Source organism: Erythrobacter sp. JB1-15 (assembly GCF_057365035.1).
This window is the reverse complement of the sequence record NZ_CP200295.1, coordinates 3,153,837-3,170,968: the sequence shown is the minus strand read 5'-3', so window position 1 is coordinate 3,170,968 and position 17,132 is coordinate 3,153,837. Positions and strand designations below refer to the sequence as shown.

13 protein-coding genes and 1 pseudogene are annotated in these 17,132 nt (G+C 58.1%); 1 reads left to right on the top strand and 13 read right to left on the bottom strand.

What is annotated here, in order from left to right; translation table 11 throughout:
- The first annotated feature begins 115 nt into the window (after window positions 1-115).
- The gene (locus tag AC0V6L_RS15260; protein WP_486155002.1) at window positions 116-1,123 is read left to right on the top strand and encodes a hypothetical protein; all 1,008 of its coding nucleotides are present in this window, start codon (window positions 116-118) and stop codon (window positions 1,121-1,123) included.
- 140 nt (window positions 1,124-1,263) lie between these two features.
- Here AC0V6L_RS15260 and AC0V6L_RS15255 read toward each other — a convergent pair whose 3' ends face one another.
- The 13 genes and pseudogenes from AC0V6L_RS15255 to AC0V6L_RS15195 form a co-directional block, all read right to left on the bottom strand.
- Entirely contained in the window at window positions 1,264-1,902 is a 639-nt protein-coding gene (locus AC0V6L_RS15255; protein WP_486146776.1) for a trimeric intracellular cation channel family protein, read from the bottom strand.
- On the bottom strand, window positions 1,899-2,186 hold the full coding sequence (locus tag AC0V6L_RS15250; RefSeq protein ID WP_486155000.1) for a hypothetical protein: 288 nt from the start codon (window positions 2,184-2,186) through the stop codon (window positions 1,899-1,901). Before AC0V6L_RS15250 ends, AC0V6L_RS15255 begins: the two co-directional genes overlap by 4 nt.
- A 562-nt stretch (window positions 2,187-2,748) precedes the next feature.
- The gene (locus tag AC0V6L_RS15245) at window positions 2,749-3,837 is read right to left on the bottom strand and encodes a serine hydrolase domain-containing protein (protein ID WP_486154999.1); all 1,089 of its coding nucleotides are present in this window, start codon (window positions 3,835-3,837) and stop codon (window positions 2,749-2,751) included.
- Window positions 3,838-3,957: 120 nt separating this feature from the next.
- A complete protein-coding gene (locus AC0V6L_RS15240) occupies window positions 3,958-4,938 on the bottom strand; it encodes a Rossmann-fold NAD(P)-binding domain-containing protein (RefSeq protein WP_486154998.1) in 981 nt (326 codons plus the stop codon).
- A gap of 15 nt (window positions 4,939-4,953) precedes the next feature.
- Window positions 4,954-6,354 carry a dihydrolipoyl dehydrogenase gene (gene lpdA / locus AC0V6L_RS15235; RefSeq protein ID WP_486154997.1) on the bottom strand — a complete coding sequence of 467 codons (1,401 nt, stop codon included), beginning with the start codon at window positions 6,352-6,354 and terminating at the stop codon, window positions 4,954-4,956.
- A 110-nt stretch (window positions 6,355-6,464) separates the two neighbouring features.
- Window positions 6,465-7,692, bottom strand: a pseudogene (gene odhB, locus AC0V6L_RS15230) (2-oxoglutarate dehydrogenase complex dihydrolipoyllysine-residue succinyltransferase).
- Between the two features lie 30 nt (window positions 7,693-7,722).
- The gene (locus AC0V6L_RS15225; protein ID WP_486154996.1) at window positions 7,723-10,527 is read right to left on the bottom strand and encodes a 2-oxoglutarate dehydrogenase E1 component; all 2,805 of its coding nucleotides are present in this window, start codon (window positions 10,525-10,527) and stop codon (window positions 7,723-7,725) included.
- A gap of 63 nt (window positions 10,528-10,590) precedes the next feature.
- Window positions 10,591-11,481, bottom strand: a complete 891-nt coding sequence (sucD, locus tag AC0V6L_RS15220; RefSeq protein WP_486146762.1) for a succinate--CoA ligase subunit alpha — start codon at window positions 11,479-11,481, stop codon at window positions 10,591-10,593.
- On the bottom strand, window positions 11,478-12,749 hold the full coding sequence (locus tag AC0V6L_RS15215; RefSeq protein ID WP_486154995.1) for a hypothetical protein: 1,272 nt from the start codon (window positions 12,747-12,749) through the stop codon (window positions 11,478-11,480). The genes sucD and AC0V6L_RS15215 overlap by 4 nt, the downstream gene beginning before the upstream one ends.
- The gene (locus AC0V6L_RS15210; protein WP_486154994.1) at window positions 12,749-13,213 is read right to left on the bottom strand and encodes a hypothetical protein; all 465 of its coding nucleotides are present in this window, start codon (window positions 13,211-13,213) and stop codon (window positions 12,749-12,751) included. The genes AC0V6L_RS15215 and AC0V6L_RS15210 overlap by 1 nt, the downstream gene beginning before the upstream one ends.
- Window positions 13,210-13,773, bottom strand: a complete 564-nt coding sequence (locus AC0V6L_RS15205) for a hypothetical protein (protein ID WP_486154993.1) — start codon at window positions 13,771-13,773, stop codon at window positions 13,210-13,212. The genes AC0V6L_RS15210 and AC0V6L_RS15205 overlap by 4 nt, the downstream gene beginning before the upstream one ends.
- A 73-nt stretch (window positions 13,774-13,846) precedes the next feature.
- Window positions 13,847-14,809, bottom strand: coding sequence for a malate dehydrogenase (gene mdh, locus AC0V6L_RS15200; RefSeq protein ID WP_486146754.1), 963 nt, complete (start codon window positions 14,807-14,809; stop codon window positions 13,847-13,849).
- Window positions 14,810-15,106: 297 nt separating this feature from the next.
- The gene (locus tag AC0V6L_RS15195) at window positions 15,107-17,074 is read right to left on the bottom strand and encodes a putative bifunctional diguanylate cyclase/phosphodiesterase (protein ID WP_486146752.1); all 1,968 of its coding nucleotides are present in this window, start codon (window positions 17,072-17,074) and stop codon (window positions 15,107-15,109) included.
- Window positions 17,075-17,132: the final 58 nt, after the last annotated feature.

Below are 17,132 nucleotides of genomic sequence, written 5' to 3'. Positions count from 1 at the left end.
GAAAAAACAGGGCCGCGCGCATACGGTTCAGCAAAGGCTCAGTCTTTATGCTACACGGATGTGTTCAACATAGAGCGCGTGGTGGCCGCTCGCATCGATCAACAGGAGGGAGCTTATGGCTCACAACTATCGTATCGGGGCAATGGCCGGGCTTTTGGCTGCCGCCTCCATGACTGTGACACCGGCGCACGCGGCGCAATTGCCGGTCGATAGCACCGCCAAACACAACACGCTTTACACCGAATTTCATCAGCCATTGCCGGGCGATAGTGCCAGCGAGGCGAGCGAATATCGCCGCTGGGGCCGGTGGGGCAGGCGCGGTTGGCGCCGGGGCCACAGGCGCGGCGTGCGGGCAGGTGATGTGCTGGCAGGCGTTGCAATTATCGGCGGGATTGCCGCCATTGCGAGCGCGGCGAACAACAACCGCGACCGCCGCGACCGATATGAACGCCGGCGTGATCGGCATAATGATTGGGAACGCGAAAACCAGCAGGACCGCGAATTGCGCGATCTGCGCGAACAAAACCGCGAACAACAGCGCGAGCTGGAATATCTGCGCTCTCGCGGGGTCGATGTCGAAACCTATCGCGGGCGCGGCGCTGAAGAGCGTTTGCCGCAACAGCGCCAGCAAGACCCCCAAGATCAGCGCCGTTCCGCCGCACCCATTGGCATTGATGGCGCGATTGATACGTGCAGCAACGCCGTCAGCCGCGATGCAGCTTTGGGTGATATCAGCGGGGTTGAACGCAGCGGCAATGGCTGGAGCGTGCGCGGGACTGTTGCCAATGGCGAGCCGTTCACCTGCCGCATTTCCAATGATGGCCGGATCGAAGCGCTCGATTACCGCGACGGGTTTCGCACCCAAGCTTTCCAGAACCGTGAGAGCGCGCCCTATGAGGGTTCCTATTCGACCCGCGCCGAGGGCCAGTTGAGCGATGATCGCTATGCCAATGCGCGCATTGCCCTGGTGGACCGGGGCGATCCGCGTGAGCCGCTGAATGACCGCTTTGACGCCGCTGGGCCGCAGCCAGCCTATCCCGGCGGACCGATACCGGGCGAGACTATTCCTGAAACGGTGGATGGTGATCTGGGCAATTCACAAGGAACCAATTGGGGCAATTAAGCGGCGCTGCTCGCAGTAACCCAAGTTTCGCCGCAAGTGTCCTCTGCGGCGGAGTGCCTGGCGGCGGACTGATTTGCCCATGATGGCAGGTTGGTTCGCCGTTCAGTTTTGCAGGTCCGGATGCGTCAATACTTTGCTGCCTAAACTTGGCCGCGCCCATAGCTTGGCAGCGACCAGTTAAACCTGATCGCAGCCGCCCGCAGCGCAAAACCTGCGACAAATGCCCCGCTCCAGATCGCTGCATCAATCAGGCCGATCGCTTGCGCAAATGCCATGCCGATAACTGTCAAAGCCGAGCTTAACGCCGCCGCTGTCACATACAATTCAGGCTGCATAATGATTGAGGGGCGCCCGGCGACCACATCGCGAATGACCCCGCCAACACAGCCCGTGATAATCCCCATGAGGATAGCGGGCACAGGCGGCACGCCGTAAGCAATCGCCTTGGCACTGCCGAGCACTGCATAAGCGGCCAGCCCAACTCCGTCTGCATAATCGAGCAGCTTGCCTTCCCACAGTTTTACAGGCGTAAACCACGCCACCAGCGCCATGCCAAGGCACACAGGCGCGACCCACGGGTCGGTCATCCAGAACACCGGCGCATCAATAAGCAGATCGCGCACTGTCCCGCCGCCAACGCCTGTGACCAGTGCGAAGAACGCCATGGTCACAAATGTCTGACGCTCTCGCGCAGCCACCAACGCGCCCGACAGCGCAAAGATCGCAATGCCGACAATATCGAGCCAGTCGAGGATCGGGGTAAGGATCGCCTCGTTCATTTGGCCATCTGCTCAGGGCGGGTTTTGCGGCGGCGGAACATCAGGATGCACCCGATAATCGCCCCGGTAAGCGAAAGCCCTGCAAACAGGATCAGGATCGGATGGCTCGTCGCCTCGCGCTCATCAAAATCCATAATGTGCAAACCCCAAGCCAGATCAAACCACCGCCACCACTGGGTGCGCACAGCCTCAATCTGGCCGGTATCGCGGCCGATATAGACATGCGTGCTATCCTCAAGCGCGACCTGCCACACAGGGATAGGCCGGCGAAAATCAAACGGCACGTTCTCAGCTTCAAAAAAGTCACCGCGCGCACATCCTTGCCGCCCTTGATCCGCTTGGCCGCAAGCGCCCGTGCAGCCGATGCGTCAAGGGCGGGGAGGGGCGAGCCGTTTTCTAAATCAACACGGGTGGTGATACCGTCCAGCGTTGTCAAAATCGCCACCGCGCGGCCATCCTGCATGGTCACGCGCATATCTTTGAGCTGCGCCTCCTGCGTCGCCAAAGCGCTGCCTTCGATCACCAGAGCTGCACCGGCAGCGGGCAGCCGCAAATGCTCCCCGCGCACCTCTTCAATCGGTTTGAGCGTCATAAACAGACCGCTCGCCAGCCACATGACAATCGGCACGCCGACCAGCCATCCCAGCCAAACATGATATTTCGCCAGCGCGCGCATGATAGTGTGTTGAGCCATAGCCTGCGCCTTTGAAGCGCGCAGCGCAGCGGCGCAAGGAGATATCGCCTAAAGCGAAGGACGATCACCGGGCTGCGAAAAACTGATCCTCAGTTTTGCAGTCGAACAGGCGCCTGGGATAATTAGCAGCCAGCGAAGGCAGGGCGGTGCGCTCATTCAGCGCTGGCGGCTTTCAACAATCCCATGCCAAGCTTTGCAGCCGATCCGCCGTTCAAATTGGCAAGCACCACCACTGTTGTCTGGGTGGCTGGGGCATGGCCGAGAAACGCGTTAAAGCCTTCAATCCCGCCGCCGTGCCAGATCATTCGGCCATTAGGTCCGTCTGTAACAAGCAGCCCCATGGCGTATTTTGCGCCTGCCACCGCCTCAAAATCGCCCGGCATTGTCAGCTGCGCCATGCTTTCTTCGTTCAGCACTGCGCCGCCAAACAGACCGCGCTGCCATTTGAGCAAGTCGCCGGTGGTCGAATAAAGCGCGCCAGCGCCTGCAGGGATGGCCATGTTCATATATTCAGCATTCACCACGCCGTTTTCCGAAGGCGTGTATCCTGACGCTCGGTTTGGTAGAATTTGCGCGCTCCGATCAATTCCGGTGGATTGCATCTCAAGCGGTTCGAACAAATTGGCCGTCACAAATTCAGAATAGCTTTGCTTGGCCACGTTTTCGACCACACGCGTCAGCAGGACGTAGTTTGAGTTGGAATAGCTCCATTTGGAATTCGGCTCGAATTCGAGCGGGAGATCCGCAAACATTTCGATAAGATCATCTTGCGAAGTGGGCAAAAATTTCTGTGTTCCGAACCGCTCAAGTGATGTGAGATTGGGAATGCCCGATGTGTGCCTAAGCAAATCGCGCAAGGTAATCCCGGTCCACGCTTCGGGAGTGTCTGGGATATGTTTGGAAACCGGATCATCGACATTTAGCAAGCCGCGCTCTTGCAGCAGCAAAATGGAAACCGCGGTGAACTGCTTGGTGACCGACCCGATGCGAAACTTCGTCTCGGTGGTGTTTGCGATATCCCATTCAAGGTCGGCAGAGCCCCATGCCTGATCCAACTGCACGCCATCGGCATCAGCGACAAGCACCGCGCCCATATAGACGCCGCTTTGTGCATCGGGTTCTACAATCGCGGCCAATTCTTCGCCGCTTTGCGCGTTCACCGCAGACATAGGCGCAGCGGCGCAAAGTGCGGTGATAGCGAGCGGTGCAAGACAGCGGGCGAGCGATTGAGTGAGCGGCATAAAGATCCTTACGTGTGTTGGTGTGTCAATTCGATAACACACGTAGCATGGTGCTCAAGGGATGCAAGCACACATATATCTTCACCTCGTCAGCACTCACTCGTCCGGGGCTCAGGAAATTCATTGGGCTGCGAAATACCGGTCCTCTGCCTCATAATCGAACAAGTCCCACGGATAGGCGGCGAGCTGCGGGAAGGCGGTGCGCCAGTCATCGGGATTGAGGTTAGAAAGCCATCCAATGGGATCGTTATCTCCGGGATAGAGAGCGAACTTATCCCATCCTATGCTGGCAGCCTTTCGGCAGCTCAACACAAACGGTGAAGGCACAGACCAAGGGGATCGCCCCACTGTTCTTACAGGCGGACCGTCCATCGCTACGAGCTCGCAACTCAGATTCATTTCTGCGGCAATTTTACTGCCGATATGCGCGGTGCTGAGCGCAGAATCATCGGCGATGTTGAAGACACCGCCATGATCGCCTTGCGCCGCGGCGAGCGCGAAGGATGCCATCATCTGCACGCAAGTCGTGTGAAATTGGCTCTCGCCACGAAAAGCGAGCGGAATGCGGCGGCGGCCGTCTAACAATCTTTTGACAAACCACCATTCGCGCGGATGCCGTGAGTAAGGCCCATAGACTGCACAGGGGCGCAAGATTGTCGCCCGGTTTCCGAACACATCAAACGCTTTGTTCTCCATGCGAACTTTGCGAGTAGAGTATGTGTCTGCTCCCGGTGGGACCGTGGATTGATCCTCGGTTATGGGCCCTTCGAATTTGGGAAAACCGTTTTGCGCGGCCTCGTCCAATGTTCGCCCTTCGCTGTCGCAATAAACGCTTGCAGAGGAGATAGCGATGTATCGGCCCACTTTACCAGGATCATATCGGGCGCTGTCCCGATCATCAAAGGCGATGGTGTCGAGCACAACATCAGCATTTGGCGCGGGGTCTTCGCCTGCTGAATAACGCTGATGGGCGATATCAGCAGCCGTCCAAGCAGGCGCGCTGCGGGCAAAGACACGCACGTCCCAGCCTGCCTCACGAAAGGCAAGCGATGCTGTATATCCGATCTGGCCCGCTCCGATAATCGCGGCTGAACGGGCCATCTCGAACTCCCCAGATCACATATGGATCGGCTTGCCCGTCACCGCCATCGCGGCCTCTTTCAAGGCTTCGGCGTGAGTTGGGTGCGCGTGGCAGGTGTAGGCGATGTCTTCGGATGTTGCGCCGAATTCCATCGCTTGGGCTGCCTGCGCGATCATTGTGCCAGCCAGGCTTGCGACGATATGCACGCCCAGAACTTTGTCGGTTTCCGCATCGGCAACCACTTTCACAAAGCCTGCCGTATCGCGGTTAGCTTTGGACCGGCTGTTGGCCAACATCGGGAATTTGCCCACTTTCACGGTGTGACCGGCTTCTTTGGCAGCCGCTTCGGTAAGGCCGACATCGGCAAATTCTGGCATAGTGTAGACAACGCCGGGGATCACATCGTGATTGATGATGCCGGTTTCGCCCGCGATGTTTTCAGCGCAGGCAATGCCTTCATCCTCAGCCTTGTGAGCGAGCATCGGGCCGGGCACGCAATCGCCAATGGCCCATACGCCTTCAACGCCGGTGCTGAAATCGTGGTTCACTTCGATCTGGCCGCGCTTGTTGGTTTCGATACCGATTTTATCGAGCGCAAGCCCATCGGTGTTGGGCCGCCTACCGATGGAGACAAGCACGTGGCTGGCTTCGATGGTTTGTTCATCGCCGCCTGCTGATTTTTCGACAGTAAGGGTGACTTTTTTACCTTTGACCGATGCGCCAGTGACCTTGTGACTGAGCATCAGCTCCATGCCCTGTTTCTTGAAGATGCGGCCCGCTTCCTTGCGCACATCCGCGTCCATTCCGGGGAGCAACTGGTCAAGGAATTCGATGACAGTGACTTTCGCACCCAGCCTGCGCCAGACAGATCCGAGCTCAAGGCCGATCACCCCGCCGCCGATCACGACGAGATGTTCTGGCACTTCTTCGAATTCGAGCGCGCCAGTGCTGTCAACGATGCGTTTGGCGGCGTTATCGACTTCGACTCCGGGCAGGGGAGTAACGCTTGAGCCTGTGGCGATGATGATGTCTTTGGCGGTGACTTTGTCATCACCGACTTTGACAGTGTGCGCATCTTCGAAGGCGGCGTGGCCCTTGATCCATGTGACTTTGTTCTTTTTGAACAGAAACTCGACGCCGCCTGTTAATTCGCCAACGGCTTTCGTTTTTTCCGCCATCATCGCGTTCAGGTCGAGCTTTGGCTTGGCCGTGATGCCCCATGTGGCAAAGTGCCCGCCGTCTGCTTCTTCAAACAATTCGGACCCGTGAAGGAGCGCTTTGGAAGGGATGCAGCCTACATTGAGGCATGTGCCGCCCAAACTCTCGCGGCTTTCCACGCAGGCGGTTTTGAGGCCGAGCTGCGCCGCGCGGATGGCGGCAACATAACCGCCGGGGCCAGCGCCAATAACAAGGCAATCGTAGTCGTATTCAGCCATTTCTAACTCCGCCCATCCTGGGCTTGTCGAAGGATAGTCCTTCACTTGGGTGTTTCCGCTCAAAAGTGAAGAGCAGTGCTTTGGCAGGCTCAGCACGAGCGGATTGAGAATTAAAGGTCAATCAGCATCCGCGTAGGATCTTCAATCGCTTCCTTGATGATTTTGAGCGCTGTCACAGCCTCGCGCCCGTCTATCAGGCGATGGTCGTAAGACAGGGCGATATACATCATCGGGCGGATCACCACTTCGCCGTTCACCGCCACGGGGCGGTCTTCGATGCGGTGGAGGCCCAGCACGGCCGATTGCGGCGGGTTGATGATGGGGGTCGACATGAGGCTGCCGAACACGCCGCCATTGGAGATGGTGAATGTGCCGCCCTGCATATCGGCCATGGTCAGCGTGCCTTCCTTGGCGCGCGCGCCAAAGTCAGCGATGTCTTTTTCGATTCTAGCAAAGCCTTTGTCCTGACAATCGCGGATCACTGGGACGACTAGGCCATTGGGTGCGCTGACCGCGACCGAGATATCGACATAGTCGTGGTACACGATCTCATCGCCCTCAATATAGGCGTTGACCGACGGCACATCTTTCAGCGCGAGGCAGGCTGCTTTTGCAAAAAAGCCCATAAAGCCCAGACGGATATCGTGTTTCTTTGCGAACAGGTCTTTGTACTTGGTGCGCGCTTCGATGACCGCGCTCATATCGACATCGTTGAATGTCGTGAGCAGAGCAGCCTCTTCCTGAGCGCCTTTCAAGCGCTTGGCGATAGTCTGGCGCATACGGGTCATTTTGACGCGTTCTTCGCGGCGCTCCCCAGCTGGGGCGCCTGCGGCTGCGGGTGCCGGGGCCGATGCGGGAGAGGCTGCGGGCGCAGGCGCCGGGCTGTCGCTTTTTGCTTTGGCCGCTTCGAGCACGTCTTCCTTGGTGATCCGCCCGCCTTTGCCGGTGCCTTTGATCGTTGAGGGGTCAACCCCGTGTTCAAGAACCGCGCGGCGAACGGCGGGGGAGAGCGTTTGGGACGAATCTGCAGCGGCCTCGCTTGCCGCAGGTGCAGGCGTGTCCGCTTTCGCAGCGGCAGGTTTCGCCGCCGCGCCCGCTTCGCCCGCTTCAACAACCGCGATAACCGCGCCCACTTCAACTGTATCGCCCACTTCGGCGCGGTGTTCAGACAACACGCCAGCGACAGTGGAGGGCACATCGACCGCGACCTTGTCAGTTTCAAGCGAAACGATCGGTTCATCCAGCGCAACCGCGTCGCCGGGCTGTTTCAGCCATTCGCCAATAGAGCCTTCGGTGACGGATTCTGCCGAGAGCGGGAACTGTGATTTCAGTGGCCATGTGTTTGGTCCTTAAGCCTTATCTGAAGAATTATTTCGAAAGCCCAAGCGCATCGGCGACAAGCGCCTCTTGCTGCTCGGTGTGACGTTTCGCAAGGCCAGTGGCAGGCGATGCCGATGCATCGCGGCCTGCATAAATGGGGCGCATGCCATCATGGCCTGCTTTGGTGAGCGATGCCTCAATCTGATTATCGACAAAGAACCAAGCGCCATTATTGCGCGGCTCTTCCTGACACCACACGACCTCCTTGAGGTTCTTCATCCGTTCAAGCCGGATCGCCAGCGGATCACCGGGGAAGGGGTAAAGCTGTTCAATCCGCACGATGGACACATCTTTCAAACCTTCAGCTTCGCGCTTTTCGTAGAGGTCGTAATAGACCTTGCCCGAACACAGCACGAGGCGTTTGACTTTATCATCCGCAATATCGGTGATGTCCGATTTGATCCGCTTGAACTGCCAATCACCCTGAAATTCTTCGCGCGCAGATTTCGCCAGCGGGTGCCGCAGCAGCGATTTGGGCGTCATAATCACCAAAGGCTTGCGGAAATTGCGCAGCATTTGGCGGCGCAGAACGTGGAAGTAATTGGCCGGCGTGGTGATGTTGCAGACCTGGATATTGTCATTCGCGCACAATTGCAGAAACCGTTCCAGCCGGGCAGAGGAGTGCTCCGGCCCCTGTCCTTCAAACCCGTGGGGGAGCAGCATGACAAGGCCATTGGCGCGCAGCCATTTTGCTTCACCGCTGGCGATATACTGGTCGATCATGATCTGCGCGCCATTGGCGAAATCGCCAAATTGCGCTTCCCACAGGACGAGGCTTTTGGGGTCTGCCATGGCAAAGCCGTATTCAAACCCCAGCACACCGTATTCGGACAGAGTGCTGTCATAGACCTCAAATTTGCCATGCGGCAGGGTGGTCAGCGGCACATATTTGTCTTCGGTTGTCTGGTCGACCCATACGGCATGGCGCTGTGAGAACGTGCCGCGCCCACTGTCTTGACCGGACAGGCGGACATTGTAGCCCTCCATCACAAGGCTGCCGAATGCGAGCGCTTCGGCGGTGGCCCAATCAAAGCCTTCGCCGCTTGAGAACATCTCGCCCTTAGCTTTAAGAACGCGGCCCAAGGTTCTGTGAATATTCACATTTTCAGGAACGTCGGTTAAGGTTCGGCCCAAAGCATCAAAGGTTTTGGGCTCAATCGCGGTTTCGACATTGCGCCGCGCGGTTTCATCATCGGCGGGTTTGTTAAGGCCCGCCCAGCGCCCGCCAAACCAGTCCGCTTCATTGGCGGAATAGCTTTTGGCGGCTTCAAATTCATCCTCAAGCTGCGCGGCAAATTCCGCCGCCACGCTTTCGCGGTGCCCTTCGTCGATCACGCCTTCGTCGATCAGGCGCTCCTCATATACGCGGGAGACTTTGGGGTGTTTGCCGATCACTTCATACATGAGCGGCTGGGTGAATTTGGGCTCATCACCTTCATTGTGGCCAAAGCGGCGATAGCACCACATGTCGATCACAACATCGCGGCCAAATTTCTGGCGGTATTCGACCGCGAGCTTGCACGCGAATGTCACCGCTTCGGGATCATCGCCGTTGACGTGGAGGATCGGTGCCATCACGCCTTTGGCCACATCAGATGGGTAGGGCGAGGACCGCGCGAATTTGGGCGAGGTCGTAAATCCGATCTGGTTGTTGATGATAAAGTGGATGCAGCCGCCCGTATCGTAACCGGGCACACCGGATAGCGAGAGGCTTTCCCACACAACACCTTGGCCAGCGAACGCTGCATCGCCGTGGATGAGGACGGGCAGGACGCTTTGCTTATCGTCCAGATCATCGCGGATAGCCTGCTGCGCGCGGCTTTTGCCGAGCACAACGGGGTTCACCGTTTCCAGGTGCGAAGGGTTGGGGGTCAAAGACATATGCACCGAAATGCCGTCAAATTCGCGGTCAGTGCTGGTGCCGAGGTGATACTTCACATCGCCCGATCCGCCCACATCTTCGGGGTTGGCGGTGCCGCCCGAAAATTCGTGGAAGATCACTTTGTACGGTTTGGCCATCACATTGGCGAGCACGTTCAAGCGCCCGCGATGCGCCATGCCGTAAATGATTTCGCGCACGCCTGCTGAACCGCCATGCTTGATGACAGCCTCCAGGGCTGGAATCATCGATTCCCCGCCATCGAGGCCAAATCTCTTGGTGCCGACATATTTCTTGCCGAGAAACTCTTCGTATCCCTCACCGCGCAAAACCGCAGCCAGGATCGCTTTTTTGCCCTCCGGCGTAAACTGGATCGTATCGCCCGGGCTTTCAAATTTGTCCTGCAAGAACCGGCGTTCTTCGGTGTCGGCGATGTGCATGTATTCAAGGCCGACATTGCCGCAATACACTTCGCGCAGGCGGCTATAGAGCGCGCCAATTGTCGTCCATTCGAGGCCGAGCACATCGCTGACATAAACCTCTTCGGCTTCCATCCCTGCAAGGCCGTGAAATTCGAGCGTCAAATCCGCTGGCTCTTCCCGCTCAGCCGATAGACCAAGGGGATCGAGATTGGAGGCCATATGCCCGCGCACCCGGTAAAGCCGCACCAGCGTCATCGCCTTGTTCGAGATATCGGCGGCGTGCTGCAAGGCATCCTGATCGAGCGGTTTGCCCGCCTTTTTCGCCGCTTTCTCAACCAGAACCCGCATCTGCGTGGGGTCCATCGCAGCCGCGAAGTCTTCACCAGCGCCAGAGACGGAATCGAGCCATTTCGGATTGCCCCAAGAAGGGCCGGGCTGCGGGCCTTCCTGATCGGACATTTCGGGGAGGAAACGGGGGGATTGTGTGTTCATGTCAATTGCCTCTGGGGAAGAGAGCAGGGATACCCCGCGCAAATGCGGGGTATCCCCTTAAATTCAGGCCATCTCTTTCAGCATTGCATCGAGCGTCGTGCCCAATTCTGATGGCGAGGGCGATACGCGGATGCCGGCATCTTCCATCGCGGCGATTTTATCATCCGCGCCGCCTTTGCCGCCCGACACAATCGCGCCTGCATGGCCCATACGGCGGCCCGGAGGCGCCGTGCGGCCTGCGATAAAGCCGACAGTGGGTTTGGAGCGGCCCTTGGCAGCTTCTTGCTTCAAGAATTCCGCCGCTTCTTCTTCGGCTGATCCGCCAATTTCGCCGATCATGATCATCGACTTGGTTTCGGGGTCATCAAGGTACAGATCGAGCACGTCGATAAAGTTGGTGCCGTTCACCGGATCACCGCCAATGCCGACAGCTGTGGTCTGGCCAAGGCCCACCATGGTGGTTTGGTGCACTGCCTCATAAGTCAAAGTGCCCGAGCGCGAGACCACGCCGACGCTGCCTTTCTTGAAGATAGAGCCGGGCATGATGCCGATCTTGCATTCATCGGGAGTGAGAACGCCGGGGCAGTTCGGCCCGATCAGGCGCGAATTGCTTCCGGTGAGTGCGGCCTTGGCGCGCACCATGTCGAGCACGGGGATGCCTTCGGTGATGCAGATGATAAGCTCAATCTCAGCATCAATCGCTTCGCAGATCGCATCGGCGGCAAAGGGCGGCGGCACATAGATGCAGCTTGCGGTTGCGCCGGTTGCCGCCTTCGCTTCGCGCACGGTGTTAAACTGCGGCACGCCGATATGCTCGCTTCCGCCTTTGCCAGGGGTCACGCCCGCCACCATCTGGGTGCCGTAATCGATCGCCTGCTGCGTGTGGAATGTGCCGGTGTTCCCGGTCATCCCTTGCGTGATGACTTTGGTATCTTTGTTGATAAGAATGCTCATGGCGCATCACCTTCTTTATAGCTGGTATGAAATTGAATGCCGGATAGCGGGTTGTTTTCAGTAGGCCGGAAATATTTGATCGTAAGCTGGTCGGCGCTGCTTTTGCCGGGCGCGCCTGCGTTATCGAGGTCGATCTGAAGCGCTGTTTGGCCATGCACCTGGGCCGCTTCCGGGACCGGAGCACCAAGAAACGTGCCAATGTCTGAGACGTCCAAAGTGCGCGCCTCGTCATAATCCACGATGCTGCATGACTGGACGCTCGCGCCATCTTTTTGGGCCAAAGTGATGACAGCATACAGCGTTTCGCCTGCAACATCCTGCTGCATCACTGTGACGAAATCGGGGGCATCTGTGTCATAGCCAGCCGCCTGATTTTTTTGCCAGGCGCGCGATCCATGCGCGCCGGGGTGGCTCGATTTGCCGATGCCGTACCAGCCAAGCGAATAGAAATGTGCAAGAGCCTCTGCCGGATCAGGCAGAGCGAAACAGGTGTTTTGAACCAGCGCAAGCACATCCTCCACCGGATAAGGCCCGGTTTCCGGATCGGGATATTCAGCGGTGAATTTGCGCAGGCTTAACAGGTAAAAGCCGGGGTAAAACACATCATCAGGCAGGTCGGTTTGGCCCGTATGCGCATTGGTAAAGCGCGCGATTGTACGCAGATGCGTGGGCGATAGATCGTCCCAAATCCACACCCCATCGCGGCTGTTGCCGGGCGTGTTTTCGGCGCCAACGTCAACTTCCTTGCCGAACACCGCGCTGAGCAGTTTGCCGGTGGGCATGAAGGGCAGGTCGGGGATCATCGTGACGCACAGGAAGGTCGCGGATTGCCCTGCTGATTGGTCTTCTGCCTGCGTATCCGCACGCGCGCCTGCATCAATTGGATCGGGCGCATCGAGGTTTTCGGCAAAGCCTTCGCCTCCGGCCCCGGCCTCATCACCGCTTACCGTGCGAAGGCCCATAAACTGGATAAGCTCCAACCCATGCACTTGTTTGGTGAAGATGTTGACATTGCTTTTGTCGCTTCTGTCAGCATCGGCAAATTCGGCTGCTTCCCGCGCCAAAACGGGGTCAGTCCCCTCGCGCGCACTCCAGCCATCGCTAAGCAGATCGGCACCGGGTTGATAGCCATTGGCAGCGGGGCAGTCGAGCAAGTGATCCTGCAACCCCTCAACCAAAGCAAGCGGCGTATCATGCGCGGCAGCGGGCGCGGCAAAAGGTGATGCCAACACCGCAAAAGCGGCAGCACAGGGGGCAAAAACGCGCATTACCGCCCTCCCAGCCATACGCCGGTTTCATAGACCCGCAGCGAATATTGACCCGCTTTGTTAAGCGAACGCCGCGCTGCACAGACCGCAAAATTGGTGCGAGCCGCAGCAAGGAAGATGTCCTCTTGAAAGCTTTCGCGATGTGGATCGTTTTCGCGCGCTACGGCGATATCGAAACAGGTGCGCGCAATATCGAGATTGGCGGCGTCATCGACTTCCGGCCCGTCCAGCGCCGCATAGGAACGGATGATGCGCGTGCGGTTCTGCGCGCGCCAATCGATACAGGCGCGGTAAGATACGCCCGGCTCGACACTGAAAACCTGCGTGTCCCGGCAATAGAGCCGCTGCTCCTGCTCCGCTTCGGTATCGAAACGCTCAGCCACCTCCTGCCGATCCACCTCGCGCGCATGGGCAGGCGCGGTGAGAACCGCAGCGGCGATAAAGGCGGCAGACAGGCGAGTCATTTTTGCTCGTCGCTCTTAGCCAAAGGCAGATTGAAACTGGTTATGTGAAAGCCGTTATCAGGAAACTGGCCGTCCCTTGCCTGTGTGTATGTCTCGTTCTTGAAAAAGCCTGATAAAATACGCGGGTCAGTCCGGCCAGCGCCCATGCTCCACAACCCGCTTCTCCCAAATCTATCCTTGGGGATCATCATCGGAACAGATGGGCCAGCGCCATATTTCACGAATTTGTATGACAGCCTGAGCGCAGCCACATCAGTTAAATTAAACACATAGGTGGAACAAAGGAACTGCGCCGCGCCCTCGTTTTCGCTGACCCCGAGGCTGAGGAAAATCACTGCGCCGTGGGCTGATCGCACATAATTTTGCAACCCAGCATCATCAGAAAACTCTGCCCAGCGCCTCTGCAAGAAATCGGGCACCGCTGCGCCGTTTGGATAGCCCCGTAAAAACCGGCTACTACTGGTGTGCTTTCGCCATCCCATGCTTTCTGCGACGGCTGTATCTTTATAAGCTAAGGGCTCAGCGCACACCTTTTGGTTGCGCTCCACCGCTTCAGCCATAATCACGGCATCATTGTGCGCGATAGCCGGGGATGTCCCGACTACCGCGCAGCAAAAGATGGCGACAGCTCGCTTACGCAAGGCTGCTATCAAGCCCCTTACACGCCTCGAGCAATTCCTCGACTGCGTCTGTGCTCACTTTCAGGTTCGCCTTCTCTTCGTCGGTCAATTCAATCTCGACCACGTCTTCGGTGCCGCCTGCGCCGATGACCGTGGGAACGCCGACATACATGCCGTCAACGCCGTATTTGCCTGTCACATAGCTGGCAGATGGCAGAATGCGCTTCTGGTCGCCCAGATATGCCTCGGCCATGGAAATCGCGCTGGTGGCGGGCGCGTAATAGGCCGAGCCATTGCCGAGCAGCTTCACAATCTCGCCGCCGCCTGCGCGGGTGCGCTTGACGATTTCATCGAGGCGATCTTCCGAAATGCCTTTGATCTTGGCCATATCCTTTACCGGGATGCCGTTGATCGTGGAATATGACAGGACCGGAACCATTGTGTCGCCGTGCCCGCCAAGCACAAAGGCGTTTACGTCTTTGACCGAGCAATCAAACTCCCATGCAAGGAATGTCGCGAAACGTGCGCTGTCGAGAACGCCTGCCATGCCGACGACCTTGTTGTGGGGCAGGCCGGAAAATTCGCGCAAAGCCCAAACCATCGCGTCCAATGGGTTGGTGATGCAGATCACAAACGCGTCGGGGCAATTGTTCTTGATGCCTTCACCAACCGATTTCATCACTTTCAAATTGATGCCGAGCAGATCATCGCGGCTCATCCCGGGCTTACGCGGCACGCCAGCGGTCACGATGACGACATCCGCGCCCGCAATATCGGCGTAATCATTCGAGCCGGTGATTTTGGCGTCGAACCCTTCGATGGGGCCGCATTGCGACAGATCGAGAGCTTTACCTTGCGGCATACCTTCGGCGATGTCGAACAGGACGACGTCGCCCATTTCTTTCTTCGCAGCGAGGTGGGCAAGGGTGCCACCGATCATACCAGAACCGATAAGCGCAATTTTAGTGCGGGCCATAAATGGATTGTCCTTCCCAGATCCCATGGGACGGCAATTTCAGGTTCTGCTTTTGAGCGGGCAAATGTCACACAAGCGCCAGCGCGGTGATTTGCCCCGTCCCAAGCGGCAATGACACCTTAAAGCGGGTGCAGGGTTAGGCGGGTGCAGAGCCGATTGCAATGCACAAAAGCCCTTAGTTTACGGGTTTTTCTGCATATAGTTCGCAATTGCAATATAGGCTTGGGGCGAAGCGCTGCGGGTAGTGATACCGTTACGGAAACTGGACCGGGATAGGGCGCGCCAAAAATGCGCGGATCAATCCGCGCCGACAACTTTGGGCGTGTCGCCTTCGCGTTCCTGCGCCAGCAGCATCGTCGCCAGATAATCGGGAACGGCGCGGCTGAAATAATACCCCTGTCCCAAAGTGCAGCCTGCCTCTTTCACAGTGCGCACCTGCTCAATTGTCTCCAATCCTTCGGCGACAATTTCCATATCGAGCGTGTTGCCCATTTCAGCGACAGCGCGAATGATAGCATCGCTTTTCTTGCCCACATGGGGGCCGGAGACAAAGCTGCGATCCACCTTAATCTTGGACAGCGGGAACGTGTTGATATGCGCCAGCGATGAATAGCCGGTGCCAAAGTCATCGAGCGCGAATTGAATGCCGATATCCGACAATTCCTCGATGAAACTGGCGGTCGCGTGATTGTCCTCGATAAACAGGCTCTCGGTCACTTCGAGAACCATGCGGGTCGGATCAAGCTTTGCTTCGCGCAGGGCATTGCGGATACCCAGCGCCGCGCCGGGCGCGCGGATTTGCAGCGGTGACAGATTGACCGCAACGGTAATGTCTTCAGGCCAGGTCGCCGCCGTGCGCGCGGCCTGCGCCGTGATCCAATTGCCCAGCGTAACGATAACGCCTGTTTCTTCGGCCACGGGGATGAATTCATCGGGGCGCAGCTCGCCCTTTTCCGGGTGGAACCAGCGCACCAGCGCTTCGAAACAGCGGATTTGCCCCGTTTCAAGATCAACGATGGGTTGATAGAAAATAGACAGCTCATCGCGCTGCAAGGCGGCGCGCAGTTCATCCTCGATCTCGCGCCGACGCACCAGATCGCGTGTCATGCTTTTGTCAAAGAAGCAGGTCTGCGCGCGTCCGCCCACTTTGGCATGATACAGCGCCAGATCCGCGCATTGCATGAGGGAATCGGTGTCATTGCCATCCTCTGGCAGCAGCGCAACGCCCAAAGATGCGCGCACTTCGAGCCGTTCGCCATCCAGCCGCATGGGCCGCATGATCTCTGCATGAATTTCAGAGGCAAGCAATTCGGCATTCTTGCGGTCGGTGATCGGGCTGAACACCACAAATTCGTCCCCGCCAAACCGCGAAACCGTGCTGGTCGCAGGGCACACATCGCGCAGGCGGCGGGCAACCTCGGTCAGCACTCTATCGCCGATGGGATGGCCCAAGAGATCGTTGACTTCCTTAAACCTGTCCAAATCGATCCAGATCAGCGCCAGCTGGCTTTCATCATCCAGCGACATCATCGTTTCGACCATGGAATGGTTGAGACCTGCGCGGTTCGACAGGCCGGTCACGACATCGGTGCGGGCGAGCACTTGCATCTTATCAGCGAGTTGGGCGCTGGTTTCAGCCGAGGCGATGGAATCGCGCAAGACCTTGAAAATGTTGACTGCAATCGAAAGCATACCTGCGATAAGGCCGAAAATCGTCACACCCAAAGCGACATAGGCGACTTTCCCGCTGACCAGACAGGCGAGCGCAATGGGCAGGGCGGCAAGGCACAATTGCCCCATCGCAATGGTCAACCGGCCGGCATTGCGGGCCGACACGCCCACGCCGTAACACAGCGCATTGGCCACCAGCAGCACGACCACCTCGGCCTCAGCCCCGATCAGCACCGTATAGGCGGCGGTGCATCCCAGTGCGAGAGCATAGCTGAACGCGCCAATTTCGTAGACGAGTTCGAGCATGGTGGTGGAATTGGCGACTTTGTCGGGCGATAGGCCAAAAGCGCAGCCAACACGCGCGGCGCCGATCAGGAACAGGATCAGGCTGGCGGCGTACAATTCGGACGATTGCGATACCCACGCGGCGATGACGGCGGCGCTGATAGTCGTAAAGGCACCCACCGCCAGGCTGAGCGGTTGGGTGTAGAGCGTGCGCACGAGCAAACGCCGAACCCGCGCAGACACCTTATCGGTGCGCGTGCGCTGGGTTTGCAGCGTCCTTAATTTTCGTATTAGCCCGATCGCGCCCATGGCGAAGATGCTTAAAGCAAAGTGGTCAAGCCCGAGTTAACGCCCGCCCACATTCAAC